The sequence below is a fragment of the Sphingopyxis sp. HIX genome (assembly GCF_001468285.1).
Taxonomy (GTDB): Bacteria; Pseudomonadota; Alphaproteobacteria; order Sphingomonadales; family Sphingomonadaceae; genus Sphingopyxis.
Map to the genome: position 1 here is coordinate 264,245 of NZ_LNSB01000001.1, position 17,999 is coordinate 282,243.

11 protein-coding genes are annotated in these 17,999 nt (G+C 67.1%); 8 read left to right on the plus strand and 3 right to left on the minus strand.

The genetic code is table 11. From position 1 onward, the window contains the following. Nucleotides 1-171 precede the first annotated feature (171 nt). Genes ATE62_RS01180 through ATE62_RS01190 form a run of 3 tightly spaced genes read left to right on the plus strand, consistent with a single transcriptional unit; the run spans nt 172 to nt 5,682 of the window. A complete protein-coding gene (locus tag ATE62_RS01180) occupies nt 172-972 on the plus strand; it encodes an ImuA family protein (RefSeq protein WP_058807901.1) in 801 nt (266 codons plus the stop codon). Further along, entirely contained in the window at nt 872-2,413 is a 1,542-nt protein-coding gene (locus tag ATE62_RS01185) for a Y-family DNA polymerase (protein WP_082662545.1), read from the plus strand. Before ATE62_RS01180 ends, ATE62_RS01185 begins: the two co-directional genes overlap by 101 nt. Then, nucleotides 2,410-5,682: an error-prone DNA polymerase gene (locus ATE62_RS01190; RefSeq protein WP_058807899.1), complete on the plus strand. Its 3,273-nt coding sequence runs from the start codon at nt 2,410-2,412 to the stop codon at nt 5,680-5,682. Before ATE62_RS01185 ends, ATE62_RS01190 begins: the two co-directional genes overlap by 4 nt. A 17-nt stretch (nt 5,683-5,699) precedes the next feature. Here ATE62_RS01190 and ATE62_RS01195 read toward each other — a convergent pair whose 3' ends face one another. After that, entirely contained in the window at nt 5,700-6,284 is a 585-nt protein-coding gene (locus ATE62_RS01195) for a TetR/AcrR family transcriptional regulator (RefSeq protein ID WP_058807898.1), read from the minus strand. A gap of 151 nt (nt 6,285-6,435) precedes the next feature. On the opposite strand from ATE62_RS01195, the gene ATE62_RS01200 reads away from it, so the two are divergent. Genes ATE62_RS01200 through ATE62_RS01210 form a run of 3 tightly spaced genes read left to right on the plus strand, consistent with a single transcriptional unit; the run spans nt 6,436 to nt 12,211 of the window. Then, entirely contained in the window at nt 6,436-7,611 is a 1,176-nt protein-coding gene (locus tag ATE62_RS01200) for an efflux RND transporter periplasmic adaptor subunit (protein ID WP_058807897.1), read from the plus strand. Beyond that, on the plus strand, nt 7,608-10,802 hold the full coding sequence (locus ATE62_RS01205; RefSeq protein ID WP_058807896.1) for an efflux RND transporter permease subunit: 3,195 nt from the start codon (nt 7,608-7,610) through the stop codon (nt 10,800-10,802). Before ATE62_RS01200 ends, ATE62_RS01205 begins: the two co-directional genes overlap by 4 nt. Beyond that, complete coding sequence (locus ATE62_RS01210) at nt 10,802-12,211, plus strand: efflux transporter outer membrane subunit (RefSeq protein ID WP_058807895.1); 1,410 nt, start codon at nt 10,802-10,804, stop codon at nt 12,209-12,211. The genes ATE62_RS01205 and ATE62_RS01210 overlap by 1 nt, the downstream gene beginning before the upstream one ends. Before the next feature lie 4 nt (nt 12,212-12,215). Here the strand turns inward: ATE62_RS01210 and ATE62_RS01215 are convergent, their stop codons facing one another. After that, the gene (locus tag ATE62_RS01215; protein WP_058807905.1) at nt 12,216-13,184 is read right to left on the minus strand and encodes an NAD(P)H-dependent flavin oxidoreductase; all 969 of its coding nucleotides are present in this window, start codon (nt 13,182-13,184) and stop codon (nt 12,216-12,218) included. 142 nt (nt 13,185-13,326) lie between these two features. Here ATE62_RS01215 and ATE62_RS01220 point away from each other — a divergent pair, with 142 nt between their 5' ends. Further along, nucleotides 13,327-15,024, plus strand: a complete 1,698-nt coding sequence (locus tag ATE62_RS01220) for an N-acyl-D-amino-acid deacylase family protein (RefSeq protein ID WP_058807894.1) — start codon at nt 13,327-13,329, stop codon at nt 15,022-15,024. Between the two features lie 140 nt (nt 15,025-15,164). Here ATE62_RS01220 and ATE62_RS01225 read toward each other — a convergent pair whose 3' ends face one another. Then, nucleotides 15,165-16,112 (minus strand): GIY-YIG nuclease family protein, encoded by a 948-nt coding sequence (locus tag ATE62_RS01225; RefSeq protein ID WP_058807893.1) that lies wholly within the window; start codon nt 16,110-16,112, stop codon nt 15,165-15,167. Between the two features lie 502 nt (nt 16,113-16,614). Here ATE62_RS01225 and ATE62_RS01230 point away from each other — a divergent pair. Continuing rightward, nucleotides 16,615-17,976, plus strand: coding sequence for a tyrosine-type recombinase/integrase (locus ATE62_RS01230; protein ID WP_058454229.1), 1,362 nt, complete (start codon nt 16,615-16,617; stop codon nt 17,974-17,976). Nucleotides 17,977-17,999 lie beyond the last annotated feature (23 nt).

Below are 17,999 nucleotides of genomic sequence, written 5' to 3' on the forward strand. Positions count from 1 at the left end.
GCCTTCGCGTGAGATTTTTCTGATTTCACGCAAAGGCGCAAAGGCACGAAGAAAAGAGCGGAAGAAGGAAGCTGGATTCCCGCCTTCGCGGGAATGACGGATGTGGGCCGTCCCTGACTCGTCTTGACAAGCGCCCAGACGAAAGCGCTAATGGAACAAATCAGGAACATCATGCCTCACGAGTCGCACCCTAATATCGCCGGCCTGCGCCGGCGTCTCGCCCGGATCACCGGCGAGGCCGAACCGCGTGGGCAAAGCACGGGGCGGCTGGCGAGCGGCCATGCGGGGTTCGACGCCGCGCTCGGGGGTGGGCTCGCGACGGGGCGCCTGCACGAATTTTTCGCCGCCGACGCGCTCGATGCGACGAGCGCCGCCGCCTTCGCCGCGCTGCTCGCGCTGCGCTGCTCGGAGGACGCGCCCTTGGTGTGGCTGCGCACCGCCGATGCGGGGCGGCGCAGCGGGCAACTCTATGCGCCCGGCATCGCCGAACTCGGCGGCGACCCCGACCGGCTGCTGCTGATCGAAGCGCCCGATCCCAGACTGCTGCTCGCCTGCGCCAATGACGCGATCCGCTGCGCCGGGTCGGCGGCGGTGATCGTCGAAAGCTGGGGCCGCTGGCCGGCGCTCGACCTCACCGCCGGGCGCCGCCTCGCGCTCGGCGCGCGCGATGCGGGCACCAGCCTGCTGATGCTGCGGCTGGGTGCGGCGCCATCGCCCAGCGTCGCCGAAACGCGCTGGAGCGTCGCGGCGGCGCCGTCGCGCGCGCTCGAAGCCAATGCCCCGGGCGCGCCCGCCTTCGACCTCGAGCTGCTGCGCCGGCGCGGCGGCGCCGCGGGCGGGCGCTGGCAATTGGAATGGAACCATGACGAACATGTCTTCGGGCCAAAGGTCGGCGAAGCGGCGCTACCTGGCGCTGTTCTTCCCATGGCTGCCCGCCGAGCGGTTTTGCCGCACGGCGCCGCGGCCGCCTGACGCCCCGCTCGTCTTCGCCGAAAAGCAGCGGGGCGCACTCCGCCTCAGGGGCGTCGACCGCGCCGCGCAGGCGGTCGGACTCGCCCCCGGCATGCCGCTCGCCGACGCGCGCGCGCGGGTGCCCGAACTGCTGGTGGTCCAGCACGACCCGGTCGCCGATGCCGCCTGGCTCGACCGGCTCGCGCTCGGATGCAACCGCTACACGCCCTTAGTAGCAATCGACGCCCCCGACGGGCTGATCCTCGACATCGCGGGGGCCGAGCATCTGCTGGGCGGCGAGGCGGGGCTGATCGACGATGTCGAGATGCGACTGAGCCGGCTCGGGATGAGCGTGCGCGTCGCGCTCGGCCCGACCGCCGACGCGGCGCGCGCGCTCGCGCGCTACCAGACGCGCCCCGCCCCCGACGAGGATCAGGCGGTGCGCCGCCTGCCCGTCGCGGCGCTCGAACTCGAAGCCGAAGCGACGACCGCGCTGGTGCGCGCGGGATTGAAGACGATCGGCGACCTCGCGAGCCGGCCGATGGCGAATATCGCCGCGCGTTTCGGCGCCGCGGCCGCGACGGCGCTGCGCCGCATCCTCGGCGATGCGCCGAGCCCGCTCGACCCGCGCGTCGCGCCGCCGCCGGTCGCGACCGAACGCCGCTTCGCCGAACCGCTCGGCAGCAGCGCGCATGCGACCAAGGTGCTGGCCGAACTTCTCGACCAAGCCGCCATAGAGCTCCGCGAGCGCGGCAAGGGCGGGCGCCATTTCCGCGCGACCTTCTTCCGCAGCGACGGGCTCGCGCGGAGCATCGAGATCGAGACCGGTCATCCGACGCGCGACACCGCGCTGGTGATGCGCCTCTTCGCCGAGCGGATGGATAGCCTCGCCGACCCGCTCGACCCCGGTTTCGGCTTCGACATGATCCGCCTCGCGGTGCCGCGGCTCGAAATGCTCGGTGCGACGCAGCTCAAGCTCGAAGGCGGCGCGGTGCGCGATGCGAAAATGGACGAACTCGTCGACCGGATGACGACGCGGCTCGGGCGGGGGCGGGTGCGCCGCCTGCTCGCCGCCGACACGCATATCCCCGAACAGGCGCAGCTCGCGCTGCCCGCGATCGACGCGCCGCCGCCCGCGCCCTGGCAGGCGCCCGAACCCGGCGAGCCGCCGACGCGCCCCTTCCACCTCTTCGACCCGCCGCAGCCGATCGAGGTGATCGCCGAGGTCCCCGACGGCCCGCCGCACCAGTTCCGCTGGCGTCGGCAAGCACATGCGGTGCGCCGCTACGAAGGCCCCGAACGCATCGCCGCCGAATGGTGGCGCCGCCGCGACAATGCCGGGCTGACGCGCGACTATTACCGCGTCGAGGATGCGCAGGGCCGCCGCTTCTGGCCGTTCCGCCACGGGCTCTATGAGGAGCAGGAACGGCCGCTCTGGTATATCCACGGGGTGTTTGCATGAGCGACGCTCCCGCCTTTGCCGAGCTGGTCGCGGCGACCAACTACAGCTTCCTGCGCGGTGCCTCGCACGCCATCGATATGGTCGCCGAGGCGATCGCACTCGGCATGCCCGGCATCGGCATCGCCGACCGCAATAGCGTTGCCGGGGTGGTGCGGGCGCTAACCGGGTTGCGCAAGCTGGGCGAGGAGGCCGCCGAAGAGGGGGTCGAGCTTCCGCCGTTCAAGCTCGTCGTCGGGGCACGGCTGGTGTTCGACGACGGCACGCCCGACATCATCGCCTATCCGACCACGCGCCACGGCTGGGGTCGCCTGACCCGCATGCTCACCATCGGCAATCGCCGCACCGAGAAAGGCAGTTGCCTCCTCAAGTTCAAGGATCTGTTGATCCATAACGAGGACATGCTGCTGATCGCGATGGCATCGGAGAAGGACGAGTTTCTGCTGCGCCGCCTCGCCCGCGCTGCGCCGGACGCGCTGTGGCTCGGCGCGACGATGCCGTACGGCGGCGCGGACCGGCGGCGGCTTGCCCGATTAAAAGCGCTGGCCGACCGCATCGGCATTCCGCTGCTCGCGACCAATGATGCGCTCTATGCGACGCGCGAACAGCGGCCGCTGCACGATGTCGTGACCTGCATCCGCGAAGGCACCAACCTGGACGACGCCGGCCGCCTGCTCCGCGCCAATGGCGAACGCCATCTGAAATCGCCGCACGAGATGCGCCGCCTGTTCCGCACCTGCCCGGAAGCAGTCGACGAGAGCATGAGAATTCTCGACCGCATCAGCTTCTCGCTTCGCGACCTCGAATATGAATATCCGCACGAGCCGGTGCCCGAAGGATGGGAGCCGCAAGGCTGGCTCGAACATATGGTGAAGGAGGCGGCCAACAAGCTGCACCCCGATGGGCTACCGCAGCGCTGGCAGGAGGTGCTCGACGAGGAACTCAGCCTCATCCGCAAATGCGGTTTTGCCTGCTATTTCCTGACCGTCCACGACATCGTGAAGTTCGCGCGCACACGGGATCCGCCGATCCTGTGCCAGGGACGCGGATCGGCGGCCAATTCGCTCGTCTGTTATCTGCTCGAAATCACCTCGATCGATCCGGTCGCGAACAACCTGCTCTTCACGCGCTTCCTGTCCGAGGAGCGGCGCGAGCCACCCGATATCGATGTCGATTTCGAGCACGAACGGCGCGAGGAGGTGATGCAATATGTCTATCGCCGCTACACGCGGCGACGCGCAGGCATCGCCGCGACCGTCATCCACTACCGCCCGCGCAGCGCGGTACGCGAGGTCGGCAAGGCGCTGGGACTCAGCGAGGATGTGACGCAGCGGCTCGCCGACACGACCTGGGGCAGCTGGGGCGCCGAAATGCCGATCGAGCGTTTCGTCGAAGCTGGGCTGGATCCCGAACAGGACGATATCGCGCGGCTGCAATGGATGGTTTCGCAGCTACTGACCTTCCCGCGCCACCTGTCGCAGCATGTCGGCGGCTATGTGCTGACCGAGGACCGGCTCGACGAGACGGTGCCGATCCACAATGCGGCGATGGAGGATCGTACCTTCATCGAATGGGACAAGGACGATATCGACGAACTGGCGCTGATGAAGGTCGATGTGCTCGCGCTCGGCATGCTCACCTGCATCCGCAAATGTTTCGACCTGATGCGGCTGCATGGGCTGGGGGATCATGATCTCAGGACCGTCCCGGAGGAGGATATGGTCGTCTACGACATGCTGTGTGAAGGCGACAGCATCGGTGTCTTTCAGGTCGAAAGCCGCGCGCAGATCAACATGCTGCCGCGGCTGCGCCCGAGGGAACTCTACGACTTGGTCATTCAGGTGGCGATCGTCCGTCCCGGCCCCATCGAGGGCGATATGGTCCACCCCTATCTGAAGCGCCGTAGCGGCGAAGAAGCGGTGGACTATCCTTCGCCTGCGCCGCCGCACGATCCCGAGGAACTCTACCACCTGCTCAACAGGACATGCGGCGTCCCGCTGTTTCAGGAACAGGCGATGAAGCTCGCCATCGTCGCCGCCGAGTTTACACCGGACGAGGCGAACGGCTTGCGCCGCGCGATGGCGACCTTCCGCAATGCCGGGACGATTCACCAATATAAGGAAAAGATGATCGGCGGCATGGTCCGCCGCGGCTATGAACCCGATTTCGCCGCGCGCTGCTTCAAGCAGATCGAGGGTTTCGGCAGCTATGGCTTTCCCGAGAGCCATGCTCAGTCGTTTGCCAAGCTGGTCTATGTCTCGTCGTGGCTGAAATGCCACCATCCCGCCGTCTTTGCGTGCGGGATCTTGAACGCTCAGCCGATGGGCTTTTACGCCCCCGCGCAGCTGGTGCGCGATGCGCAGGGGCATGGGGTCGAGGTGCGCGAAGTCGACGTCAATTTCAGCATGTGGGACAACAGCCTCGAACGGCGCGATGACGGCGCGCTCGCGCTGCGGCTCGGCTTCCGGCAGGTCGACGGGTTTCGCGAGGAGTGGGCGGGGCAGATCGCCCTTGCCCGCACTGCCCCTTTCGCTTCGGTCGAGGAACTCGCGCGGCGCGCAAACCTGCCCTCGCGCGCGTTGCGGCTGCTCGCCGAGGCCGATGCGTGCAATTCGATGGGGCTCGAGCGGCGGCCCGCGCTTTGGGACGCACGGCGGGTGCGGCAGGGCGTGCTGCCGTTGTTCGGGGCGGCCGAGGCGAACGAACTCGGCGCCGAAGATGACGCCAGGCTGCCGCCGACGCCGCTGGTCGAGCATGTGCTGACCGACTACCAGACGACAAGACTGTCGCTCAAAGGCCATCCCATGGCCTTCCTGCGCCGCCGCCTCGACGGCGAAGGCCTATTGAGCTGCAACCAGGTCGGCGCCGCCAAGAACGGCGCGCTCGTCCGCACCGCGGGGGTGGTGCTGATCCGCCAGCGCCCGGGCAAGGGCAATGCGATCTTCATCACGCTCGAGGACGAGGGCGGGATCGTCAACGTCCTGCTGTGGGCGCGCCAGTTCGAACGCTACCGCCGCGCCGTCATGGCGTCGCGGCTGATGGAGGTCGCGGGCGAGGTGCAGCGGAGCAAGGAGGGCGTCGTCCATCTGATGGCGAACCGCATCGTCGACCGCACCGCACTGCTCGACACGCTGGGCAGCGACCGGCAATTCGAGCCCGAGCTATGCCGCGCCGACGAGGTCGCGCATCCGCAGCAGCCGCGGGGATATGCGCAGCGGCACGGCCATCCGCGCAATGTCCGCATCCTGCCCAAGTCGCGCGACTTTCATTGATGTGTGGAGCTATGCCATCAGCAGGTCAGCGCCGCCTCAAACAGGCAGCGGAAGCGTTCGGCGCATTCGGCGACTTCTTCGTCGTTACCGCTGAAGCCGTCGATCTTCATGATCGTGCGCAGCACGCCGATCCCCATCAAGATCGACAGCAGCATGTTCGCGCGCAGGTCGGCTTGGTCGCCGCCGATGAGTTCGGTGAGCGGGCCGAGCACGTCGCGGTGCACGAAATCGCGGATGATCTCCCCCGCCTTCGCCGACGAGGCCGAGCGCAGCATGATGATGAACATCTCCATGCGGTGCTGCCGCTCTTCATCCTCGTCCTCGACGACGAGCTGGGCGAAGAAGCCAGGGAGTTCGGCGACGGTCTTGGGCTCGCGGAACAGGTCGGGGTCCTTCTCGTCGATCACGACCGCGCGGAACAGCCCTTCCTTGCCGCCGAAATAGCGGCTGATCAGCGCGACATCGACCCCGGCGTCGCCCGCGATGTCGCGCAGTCCGACGCCGTCGTAGCTTTCACGCAGGAAACGCTGGTGCGCCGCGGCAAGGATCGCGGCGCGTGTCGCGACCGCGTCACGCTTCTTGATGACAATGTCTCTCTCCATTCCACCCTATTATCGCGGCTGAGAATTAAATCAACACCTGTTGACTTAGGCGCTGATGCAGATTAGTCGGCAAGATCTGGCATCGCGCGGCGCCTCCCCCCTCCCTGCCGCGCGGTGTCGGACCGCCCTGAAAAAAGAAAAGACCAGCCCCATGACCTTGCGCCACCTTCTTGCGCTTTCGATTCTCTGTTTGCTGACGCTCGCCGCCTGTTCGGGCGGCGAGGAGCAGGGCGGTCCGCCGCAGTTGCCGGTGACGGTCGCGCCGCCGCTGGTCCGCGAAATCACCGAATGGGACGATTATGTCGGCCGCTTCGAGGCGGTCGACAGCGTCGAGGTGCGCCCGCGCGCCTCGGGCTATCTCCAGCGCGCGCATTTCACCGACGGCCAGTACGTCCGCGCGGGGCAATTGCTCTTCACCATCGACGCGCGCCCGGCACAGGCCGCGCTCGACCAGGCCCGCGCGCAGCGCGCCCGCGCGCTGGCGACGCTCGCCAATGCAAAGACCGAGCTCGCGCGCAGCGAGACGCTCGCCAAGTCGCAGGCCGCGAGCCAGGAAGAGGTCGAGCAGCGCCGCGCCGCGGTGCGCACGAGCGAGGCCGACGTCGCCGCCGCGAGCGCCGCGATCCGCGCCGCGGAGCTCAACGTCGGCTTTACCCGGGTCGTCGCACCGATTTCGGGCCGCGTGTCGCAGCGGCTGGTCGACCCGGGCAATGCGGTGACCGCCGACCAGACGATCCTGACCACGGTGGTGTCGACCAGCCCCATCCATTTCAGCTTCCAGGGATCGGAGGCGAGCCTGCTCGAATATGAGCGCCGCGGCGACACGCTCGTCGGATCGCCGGTGCGCATCAAGCTGCAGGGCGCGGCCGACTACAGCATCGGCGGGCGCATCGACTTCGTCGACAATGCGCTGTCGAACGGGTCGGGCACGATCACCGTGCGCGCGGTCGTCCAGAACCCCGACGGCGCGCTGCGCCCCGGCCTCTTCGGCCAGCTCCAGCTCGCCGCCTCGGCGCCGCGCGCCGCCTTCCTGCTGCCCGACACCGCGATCGTCACCGACGGCCCGCGCCGCGTCGTTTACGTCATCGGACCCAAGGACGTGGTGCAGGCGCGCCCGGTCCAGCTCGGCCCGGTGATCGGCAATCTGCAGGTGATCCGCTCGGGCGTGACCGCGAAGGACCGCATCATCGTCGGCGGCATCCAGCGCGCGATGCCGGGCAAGCCCGCCAAGGTGCAGGCCGGCCGCATCGGCGCCGACGGCAAGGTGATCATGCCCAAGGGCCCGCCGCCCGCGAAAGGTGAGGCAAAGGCGGGAGCGGCGAAGTGAATTTCAGCCGCTTCTTCGTCGACCGCCCGATCTTCGCGGCGGTCATCGCGATCTTCATCACGCTGATCGGCGCCTTCGCCTATCCGCAGCTTCCGCTCGCGCAATATCCCGAGATCGCGCCGCCGACGATCAGCGTCACTGCCGCCTATCCCGGCGCTTCGTCCGAGACGATCGCCGAGACCGTCGCCGCGACGCTGGAGCAGGAGATCAACGGCGTCGAGGACATGCTGTACCTGCAATCCTCGTCGACGCAGGGGCAGGCGCAGATCACCGTCACCTTCCAGCCGGGCACCGACCTCGATGCCGCGCAGGTGCTGGTGCAGAACCGTGTCGCGCTCGCCGAACCGCGGCTGCCCGAACAGGTGCGCCAGATCGGCGTGCAGGTGAACAAGCAGGAATCGGGCTTCCTGATGATCGTCGCGCTGACCTCGACCGATCCCGCGATTGACGTCGATTATGTCGGCAATTACGCCAACTCGACGCTGCGCGACCGGCTGCTGCGCCTCGAAGGCGTCGGCGGGGTGCAGATTTTCGGCGGCGGCTTCTATTCGATGCGGATCTGGATCGATCCCGACAAGGCGGCCGCGCGCAATCTGACCGCACCCGAAATCGTCGCCGCGCTGCAGAGCCAGAACGTTCAGGTCGCCGGCGGCTCGGTCGGCGCGCCGCCCTATGGCAAGGGCAATCCCGCCTTCGAACTGCCGGTGCAGGTCCCCGGGCGCCTCGTCACGCCCGAGGAATTCGCCAATGTCGTGATCAAGACCGACACCACCAACGGCGCGATCACGCGGATCAAGGACATCGGCCGCGTCGAACTCGGCGCGCAGGATTATGGCATCCGCGGCACCTTCGACGGCCAGAAGGGCGTCGGCATGGCGGTGATCCAGCAGCCCGGCGCCAATGCGCTCAACGCGGCGAACCTGGTGCTGCAGGAGGTCGAGGCGGCGTCGAAGGACTTCCCGCCGGGGGTCGCCTATTCGATCCCCTACAACCCGACCGAATATGTCGAGGCGTCGGTCACCGCGGTACAGGAAACGCTGGTCGAGGCGATCTTCCTCGTCGTGCTCGTCGTGCTCGTCTTCCTGCAGACCTGGCGCGCGGCGATCATCCCGATCGTCGCGATTCCGGTCGCGCTCGTCGGCACTTTCGCGGTGCAGCTTGCGCTCGGTTTCTCGATCAACTCGCTCTCGCTCTTTGCCTTGGTCCTCGCGGTGGGCATCGTCGTCGACGACGCGATCGTCGTCGTCGAGGCGGTCGAGAAGCATATCCGCGAAGGCCTGTCCCCACGCGAAGCCGCGCACCGGACGATGGACGAGGTGTCGGGCGCGCTGATCGCGATCGGCCTCGTGCTCGTCGCGGTGTTCGTGCCGACCGCCTTCGTCCCCGGCATCCCGGGCATCTTCTACCAGCAGTTCGCGGTGACGATCGCCGCGGCGACGGTCTTCTCGCTGCTCACCTCGCTGACGCTGTCGCCCGCGATGGCGGCGCTGCTGCTGAAGCCGCACGAGGCGCATCACGAAGCGCCGAAGAACCGCGTCGCGCGCTTCTTCCGCACCGCCGCCGACAAGTTCAACAGCGGCTTCGACAAGCTATCCGACCGTTACGGCCGCACCACCGCGTCGCTGGTGCGCAAGACGAGTGTGATGCTCGCCATCTACGCGGTGCTGCTCGCGGCGACCGGATGGCGGCTCGTCGACACCCCGACGGGTTTCATCCCCGACCAGGATCAGGGCATTTTGATCGGCGTCGTCCAGCTGCCCCCCGGTGCCTCGCTCGACCGCACCAGCGAAGTGCTCGAGCGCGCGCAGAAGGAAGTCACCAAGATCGAGGGCGTAAGAAACATAGCGACCTTCGCGGGGCTCGACGGCGCCAGCTTCTCAAGCGCCTCGAACGCCGGCACGATGTTCGTCAAGCTCACCGACTGGGACGAACGCGGCAGCAAGCTATCCGCCGCGGCGCTGTCGCAGCAATTGTCGGGCGTGCTCGCGAACGCGCTGCCCGAGGCGCAGGCCTTCGTCATCGCGCCGCCCGCCGTCCAGGGCCTCGGCAACGGCAACGGCTTCACGATGATGCTCCAGGCAACCGGCGGGCAGAGCTACAAGGAGCTCGAGCAGGTCACCGGCGCGATGATGGGCGGCGCGGCGCAAATGCAGGACGTGCAGCAGGTCTTCTCCCTGTTCAACACCGGCTCCCCGCGCATCTTCGCCGATGTCGACCGCGACAAGGCGCAGATATTGGGCGTCGACCCGAGCCAGGTCTATTCGGCGCTCGGCACCTATCTCGCCTCGACCTACGTCAACGACTTCAACTTCCTCGGTCGCACCTTCCGCGTCACCGCGCAGGCCGAACCGACCTCGCGCGCCAATATCGAGGATGTCGGGCGGCTGCAGGTGCGCTCGACCTCGGGCGAGATGGTCCCGCTGTCGTCGGTCGCGACCTTCCGCAACGACAGCGGCCCGACGCGCGTCGTTCGCTACAACCTCTTCCCCGCGGTCGAACTGCAGGGACAGGCGGCGCAAGGCGTGTCATCGGGCACCGCGCTGACCGCGATGGAGGGGCTCGCCGACAAGACTTTGTCGAACGGCTTCGCCTATGAATGGACCGGCCTCGCCTATCAACAGAAGGCGGCGGGGAGCAGTTCGGTGCTGATCTTCCTGCTCGCGGTCGTCTTCGTCTTCCTCGTGCTCGCGGCGCAATATGAATCGCTGCCGCTGCCGCTCGCGGTGATCCTGATCGTGCCGATGTGCATTCTCGCGGCGATGATCGGCGTGAACCTGCGCGGCATGGACAATAATATCCTGACGCAGGTCGGCCTCGTCGTGCTGATCGCGCTCGCCGCGAAGAATGCGATCCTGATCGTCGAATTCGCCAAGCAGGCCGAGGAAGAGGACGGGATGAACAAGTATGACGCTGCCGTTCATGCGGCGCGCTCGCGCCTGCGCCCGATCCTGATGACCAGCTTCGCCTTCATCTTCGGCGTGATCCCGCTCGCCACCGCGTCGGGGCCGGGGCAGGAGATGCGCCAGTCGCTGGGCACCGCGGTGACCTTCGGCATGATCGGCGTGACGATCTTCGGGCTGATCTTCACCCCGCTCTTCTACGTCCTCTGCCGCCGCCTCGGCGACCGGGCGAACCGCTGGTTCCGGCGCAACCGGAACAAGAACAGCGACGCGCCGGTGGAGACTATCTGATGACCCGTACGATCCTGATCGCCGCCACCAGCGCGCTCGCGCTGTCGGCGTGCACCGTCGGCCCGCGCTATGTCTCGCCCGTGCCCGCGGCGCCGTCGCAGACGCCCTTCCTCGAGGCGGGCAAGTCGCCCGCGTTCAGCGGCGAGCAGCCGCCGGGGCCGTGGTGGAGCCTGTTCGGCGATCCGCTGCTCGACCAGCTGGTGACCGAAGCGCTGGCCGCGAACACCGACCTGCGCGTCGCCGCCGCCAATCTGGCGCAGGCACGCGCGGTGCTGCGCGAATCGCGCGCCGGGCGCCTGCCGACGACCAGCGTCAGCGCCAGCGGCACCTATGCCCGCCAGCGCAATCCGTTGGGGGCAGGGTCGGTCGAGGGCGAGACCTATGACGTCGGGCTCGACGTCGGCTATCAGGTCGACCTGTTCGGGCGCGTCGAAAGCGCGATCCGCGCCAGCCGCGCCGACGCCGAGGCGGTGCAGGCGGCGTTCGACCTCACGCGCATCACCGTCGCCGCCGAGACGACGCGCGCCTATACCGACGTCTGTTCGTTCAACCGCCAGATCGCGGTCGCCGAAGAAACTTTGCGCATCCAGGAGCAGACTTTCGACCTCACGCGCCGCCTGTTCGAAGGCGGGCGCGCGACGCGGCTCGAGACCGGCCAGGCGGGCGCCTTGCTCGAACAGACGCGCGCGGCGATCCCGTCGCTCACCGCGCAGCGCTCGGCGGCGCTCTACCGCCTCGCGGTGCTCACCGGCAAGCCGCCCGCCGAGGCGCCGCAGGCGGTGCTCGCGTGCCAGGCGCCGCCCGAGCTGAACCGCGCAATCCCGGTGGGCGACGGCGCCTCACTACTTGCGCGCCGCCCCGACATCCGCCGCGCCGAGCGCCAGCTCGCCGCCGCCGCCGCGCGCGTCAATGTCGCGACCGCCGACCTTTACCCCAGCATCAGCCTCGGCGGGTCGATCGGTTCGACCGCGAACTCGATCTCGGGATTGGGTTCGTCGGACGGCTTCCGTTTCTCGCTCGGGCCGCTGATCTCGTGGAACTTCCCCAATATGGAGGTCGCGCGCGCGCGGCTGAAGCAGGCCGAGGCCGGCGCCGACGCCGCGCTCGCCACCTTCGATGGCGCATGGCTCAGCGCCTTGCAGGAAAGCGAAAGCGCGCTCGCCAATTATGCCGGCGAGCTCGACCGCTTGGCGGCGCTGCGCCGCGCGGCGGCCGAGGCCGGCGAGGCGGCGCGCATCGCGCGGCTGCGCTATCAGGCGGGGCGCGAGAATTTCCAGGTCGTGCTCGACGCCGAGCGCTCGCTCGCGGCGATCAACGCGAGCATCGCGCAGTCGGAGCAACAGCGCGCGACCAACCTCGTGTCGCTCTTCCTCGCGCTGGGCGGCGGCTGGCAGGAACCAGCCGCCTGAGTGGCTAGCCCGCGATCTTCGCGCGCACTTCCTCCGCCTGGCGCATGATATTCGCGACCAGCTCGGCGCAGGTCGGGATGTCGTGGATCAGCGCCTGGCTCTGGCCGCTGGTCCAGATGCCGCCATCGACGTCACCGTCGCGCAGAACATTCTCGCGCCCGCGCACGCCCGCCATCAGATGGCGGACATCGTCGAAGGTCTTGGTCGGGTCGCGCTGGATCGCAGCAACCTCGTCCGACACCGCATTCTTCGCGACGCGCGCCGTGTTGCGCAGCGTGCGGCCAACGAGCACCGTGTCGGTCTCGGTCGCATCGACGATGCGCTGCTTCACATTCTGATGGATCTGCGCCTCGACCGTCGCGCAGAAGCGCGTGCCCATGTTCACCGCATCGGCGCCCAATGCGAGCGCAGCGACCAGGCTGCGCCCGTCGGCCATGCCGCCCGAGGCGACGATCGGCACGTCGGGCAAGGCGTCGACCGTCGCGGGCAGCAGCACGACCAGCCCAACATCGTCCTCGCCGGGGTGTCCTGCGCATTCGAAGCCGTCGATGCTGATCATGTCGACGCCCTTCTTCACCGCCGACACCGAGTGGCGCACCGAGGTGCATTTGTGGATCACCGTGACATCGGCTTCCTTGAAGCGCGGCAGGTGATCGGTCGGGGCGCGGCCTGCGGTCTCGACGATCTTGATCCCGCTCGCGATGATCGCCTCGCGATATTCGTCATAGGGAATGGGGTTGATCGACGGCAGCAGCGTGAGGTTCACGCCGAAGGGCTTGTCGGTCAGCTTGCGCGTCGCCTCGATCTCGTCGAACAAGGCCTGCCCCGTCGGATACATATGCGCGGTGATGAAGCCGAGCGCGCCGGCATTGGCGACCGCGGCGACGAGCGGGCCGTATCCCACGCCGGTCATCCCGCCCATCAGGATCGGGGTTTCGATGCCGAACTTCTCGGTAATGCGCGTCTTGATCAAGGCTTCCTCCCGTCGTTTCGTCGCAAGGCCCTTGGCGCGGCGGCGCAGCGTGATCAAGCCTGATAATCGCACGCGCCTATGGCCAGCCGCACGGGCTTGGGGCAGGATGAGATTTCGGTCACGGCAGCAGGGAGATAGAGACATGGCGTACAGACGGCGGATCGCGGGGTCGCTGGCGCTGGTGGCGAGCCTGTTCGCGCTGACCGCGGCGCAGGCGGCCGAGGACGCCGCCTATGACGTCGTCATCCGCGGCGGCACGATCTATGACGGGTCGGGCAAGGCGCCGGTGACGGGCGACGTCGCGATCAAGGACGACCGTATCGTCGCGGTCGGTACCGTCGCGGGCAAGGGTCGCAGCGAGGTCGCGGCTGCGGGCATGGCGGTGGCGCCGGGCTTCATCAACATGCTGAGCTGGGCGACCGAATCCTTGATCGCCGACCCCAGGAGCCAGAGCGACATCCGCCAGGGCGTCACGCTCGAGGTGATGGGCGAGGGCTGGTCGATGGGGCCGATGAACGCGGAAATGAAGCGGCAGGAGACCGAGCGGCAGGGCGATATCAAATATGCCATCGGCTGGACCAGCCTCGGCGATTATCTCTCCTGGCTCGAGAAGCGCGGGGTCGCGACCAATGTCGCGAGCTTCGTCGGCGCCGCGACGGTGCGCGTGCACGAGCTCGGCGAAGGCGATGTCGACCCGACCCCCGAGCAGCTCGGCAAGATGCGCGCGCTGGTGCGGCAGGCGATGGACGAGGGCGCGCTCGGCGTCGGCAGCTCGCTGATCTACGCCCCCGGCTCCTATGCCGAGACCGACGAGCTCGTCGCGCTGACCAGCGAGGCGGCGCAATGCGGCGGCATGTATATCAGCCATATGCGCTCGGAGGGCGACCGGCTCGAGGAAGCGGTCGACGAGCTGATCGACATCTCGCGCCGCTCGGGCGCGCCCGCCGAAATCTATCATCTCAAAATGGCGGGCCGCGCCAATTGGGGAAAATTGGATTCGGTCGTGCAGAAGATCGAGGCTGCGCGCGCCGCGGGGCAGCGCATCACCACCGACATGTATCTCTACACCGCGGGGGCGACGGGGCTCGACGCCGCGATGCCGACCTGGGTGCAGGCGGGCGGGCTCGAGGCGTGGATCGAGCGGCTGAAGGATCCCGAAATCCGCGTGCGCGTCGCCGCCGAGATGCAGAAGCCGGGGAGCGACTGGGAAAATCTCTATATCGGCGCGGGCGCCGACAAGATGATCCTGTCGGGCTTCAAGAACGAGAAGCTCAAGCCGCTCACCGGCAAGACGCTCGCCGAGGTCGCGGCGATGCGCGGCAAGTCGCCCGAGGAGACCGCGATGGACCTCGTCGTCGAAGACGGCTCGCGCGTCGGCACCGTCTATTTCCTGATGTCCGAGGATAATGTGCGCAAGCAGGTCCAGCTGCCGTGGATGAGCTTCGGTTCGGATGCGGCGTCGCAGGCCACCGAAGGCGTGTTCCTGAAATCGGGCGCGCATCCGCGCACCTACGGCAATTTTGCCCGCCTGCTCGGCCGCTACGTCCGCGACGAGAAGCTCATTTCGCTCGAGGAAGCGGTGCACCGGCTGACCGCGATGCCCGCGGCGAACCTGGGCATCAAGGAACGCGGCGCGCTCAAACCCGGCTATTATGCCGATGTCGTGGTGTTCGACCCCGCGAAAATCGCCGACCGCGCGACTTTCGAAAGCCCGCACCAATATTCGGTCGGGGTGCGCGAGGTCTTCGTCAACGGCGTGGCGGCGCTCAAGGACGGCGAACCCACCGGCGCCACCCCCGGCCGCGCGGTGCGCGGCGCGGGATATGGCAAGTGCCGCTGAGAATCGCCCGCCGCTAGCATGGCGAACGGATCGGGGGCCGCTTCGCCCTCGACGACGTCCCGGGCAACGGCTCGACACCGATCCACCGCTCGCCGCAGGGCTGGCCTATCGGGACGCGCGCGGCCTATCGCACCAGCCATTCAGGCGCCGGCGGCGTCCTGCGCGGGCGCGCCTTGCTCACCCGCGGCGAGGTTTCGGGCTTCCCACTCCTTATAGGTCTGTCCCGTCTGTTCATTCTTCCATTCGATCGTGCCATTGGCAGGACGACCGTTCACCACCGCCGCGGCAGCGCTGGGGCTTTTGAACGCGTAATTTTCGGCGAAGACGCTGCGCGCGCCGTCCGGCCTGAGCACGCCCGAGCGCTTCAGCTCCGCGTGGAGCTGGCCGTAGCTCGTCGCTTCCGAGCCGACCCCTTCCCAGTCGAGGCGCGCCAATGAGCCCGCCTCCACGACAAATTCCCCCGCCTCCAGAAACGCCTTCGCGCGCAGACCATGCTTCTTCGTTTCCAGAAAAAATTGTGGAACCTGGCCCGAAGGCCCGGCGATCCGAATGACTCCGGCACCGGCACCCTTCGTCGCCGGCCTCGTGCGCTCGATAAACATGTCGACGCGCACGGCGGGAAGCACGATCAGCAGATTTTCGATGAACGCTTCCATCTTGGCCGCGTCGGCTTCGGCGAGCTTCGGCACGGGAGGCGCCGTGCCGTTTTCAAGTTCGACCCGCCGAATCCCCCGAGCCTCCGCAATCAAGCGGGCCTCCAGATACCGGACATGGGCCTTGTTCAACTTGTCCCCCGCGGTAGTGATGAAAATTACGCTGTTCCACCAGTCCTTCTTCACGTCGTGGTTCTTCAGCCGACCGCCGACATCGTCGCTTTCGCCGATATAGGCGAAGGGCGTGCCGTCGCGGTCACCGATGAGGATATAGACGCCCGTGCATTTTGGCTCCGACCGCTTCAGCGCATCGCCCAGCTGGGTGCGCGGGACCATCAGAACATGACCAGTCCAATTGTAGAGTTCCGCCGTAACCATGCCGTCGGGATGACCATCGACATAGAATAGTTCGAGGGACTGACCCTTCAGGCTCATCAACCATCTCCCCCGACGGTCGGCTCGCGCCGCGCCGCCGACACCGTCTTGCCATGCTCGCTGGCGATCCCCTCGAGCGTTTCCTGTCCCAGCGCCAGCAGCCGCCCGCGCCGCACGCCCGCCGGCTCCGGACCTTCCTTAGCAGCGGGATCGTAGAATGGGAGGAGTTTGCGACCGCGAGGGATGCCGCCGGCCGCCGGCACATGCCACCCGCCCCGGGGGGGGCCACTCTCATGCCCTATAAAATGGTAAGGATTGCCCAAAATCATTGGGAAAATGGCGCACCCGAAGGGATTCGAACCCCTGGCCTCTGCCTTCGGAGGGAATATGGCTAGCTCCGCCAATAAGCGCAAGGAGCCGCCGATGTCCGCCTATCTCCCTGTAAACGCTAAACAATTTGCATTTCTTCTCCGCCAAAGCTACTCTTCTCCCCGCCACTGTTTTCGCCCGCGTGCTTACGTGGTGCTTACGCGAGAGGAAACGCTAGGGTCGGAGGAAGCCCATGCCTAAGCTCACGAAACGGGTCGTCGACGCCGCGGACAGTCGCGCGAAAGATTACGTCATTTGGGACGACGAACTGCCCGGCTTTGGCCTCCGAGTATTCGCATCCGGCAAGCGCAGCTATGTCATCCAGTACAGGCTCGGCAAGCGGTCGCGTCGCTTCACAATCGGATTGCACGGCGTCTGGACACCAGAGCGCGCTCGCCAAGAGGCGAAGGTCCAGTTGGGCAGGATCGCTCAAGGCGACGACCCGGCCGAAGAGAAGCAGCTCGACAGCAAAGCGATTACCGTTAAGGAACTGTGTGACCTTTACGTCGCCGATCTTAAAGCCGGCCTCATTCTTGGAAAGGGCGGGCGCCCCAAGAAAGCCAGCACCATTCTCTCCGACACGGGGCGCATCGAGCGCCACATCATTCCTCTGCTTGGTACGCATAGGGTCAAGGATCTGGTGAAAGCGGACATCACGAAGGCCCTGAAGGACATCATGGCCGGCAAGACCCGCTGCAGCGTCAAGACGAGGAAGCTTCGCGGTCGCGCTATCGTGCGAGGTGGAGCGGGCACGGCAACGCGCACCATCGGACTTTTTGGTGGAATACTGACCTATGCAGTCGAGGCTGGCATCATCGATACCAATCCAGCGCACGGTGTGAGGCGGCCGAAGGACAACGTGCGCGCACGACGGCTGAGCGAGGCCGAATATCGGTTGCTCGGCGAAATTCTCACGCAGGCTGCTGAAAATGAGAAGTATGAGCTATCGGTCGACATCATCCGCCAGCTTGCGCTGACAGGATGCCGCCGCACGGAGATGGTCACGCTTGCTTGGTCTGAAGCCGACACGAGCGCGAGCTGCCTCCGCCTCGTTGACAGCAAGGAAGGAGGCTCAATCCGTCCGATCGGCCTACCGGTCGTTGAATACCTGGAAGCTAGCCGGAGAACTCGCTCAGGAACCTACGTGTTTCCTGGACACGGCGACGACAACGCGTTCGGAAGCCTTCCTAACCACTGGGACCAGATCTTCAAAGCAACGCCGCTAGCCGACATCACACCACACGTCTTGCGGCACAGCTTTGCCAGCATTGCAAACGATCTCGGCTTTACCGAGGTCACTATCGCTGCTCTGGTCGGCCATTCGAAGGGCTCCGTCACCAGCAACTACATACACACGCTCGACACGGCGCTGATCATGGCCGCTGATACCATCTCCGGCTACATCCAAGGCCTCCTAGACGGCATTGAATTCAAACAAACTGCCTATGCCGTGGATCGGGATTCTCGGCGCGCAGCACTCGCTCGCTTCTTGCAGCAGGCTGCGGCACCGGACGCTGCCGGCGCGGCGAATGACGAGCAACGCGCCGCGGCGTAATGCTTAGCAAGTGGCGGTCGCAC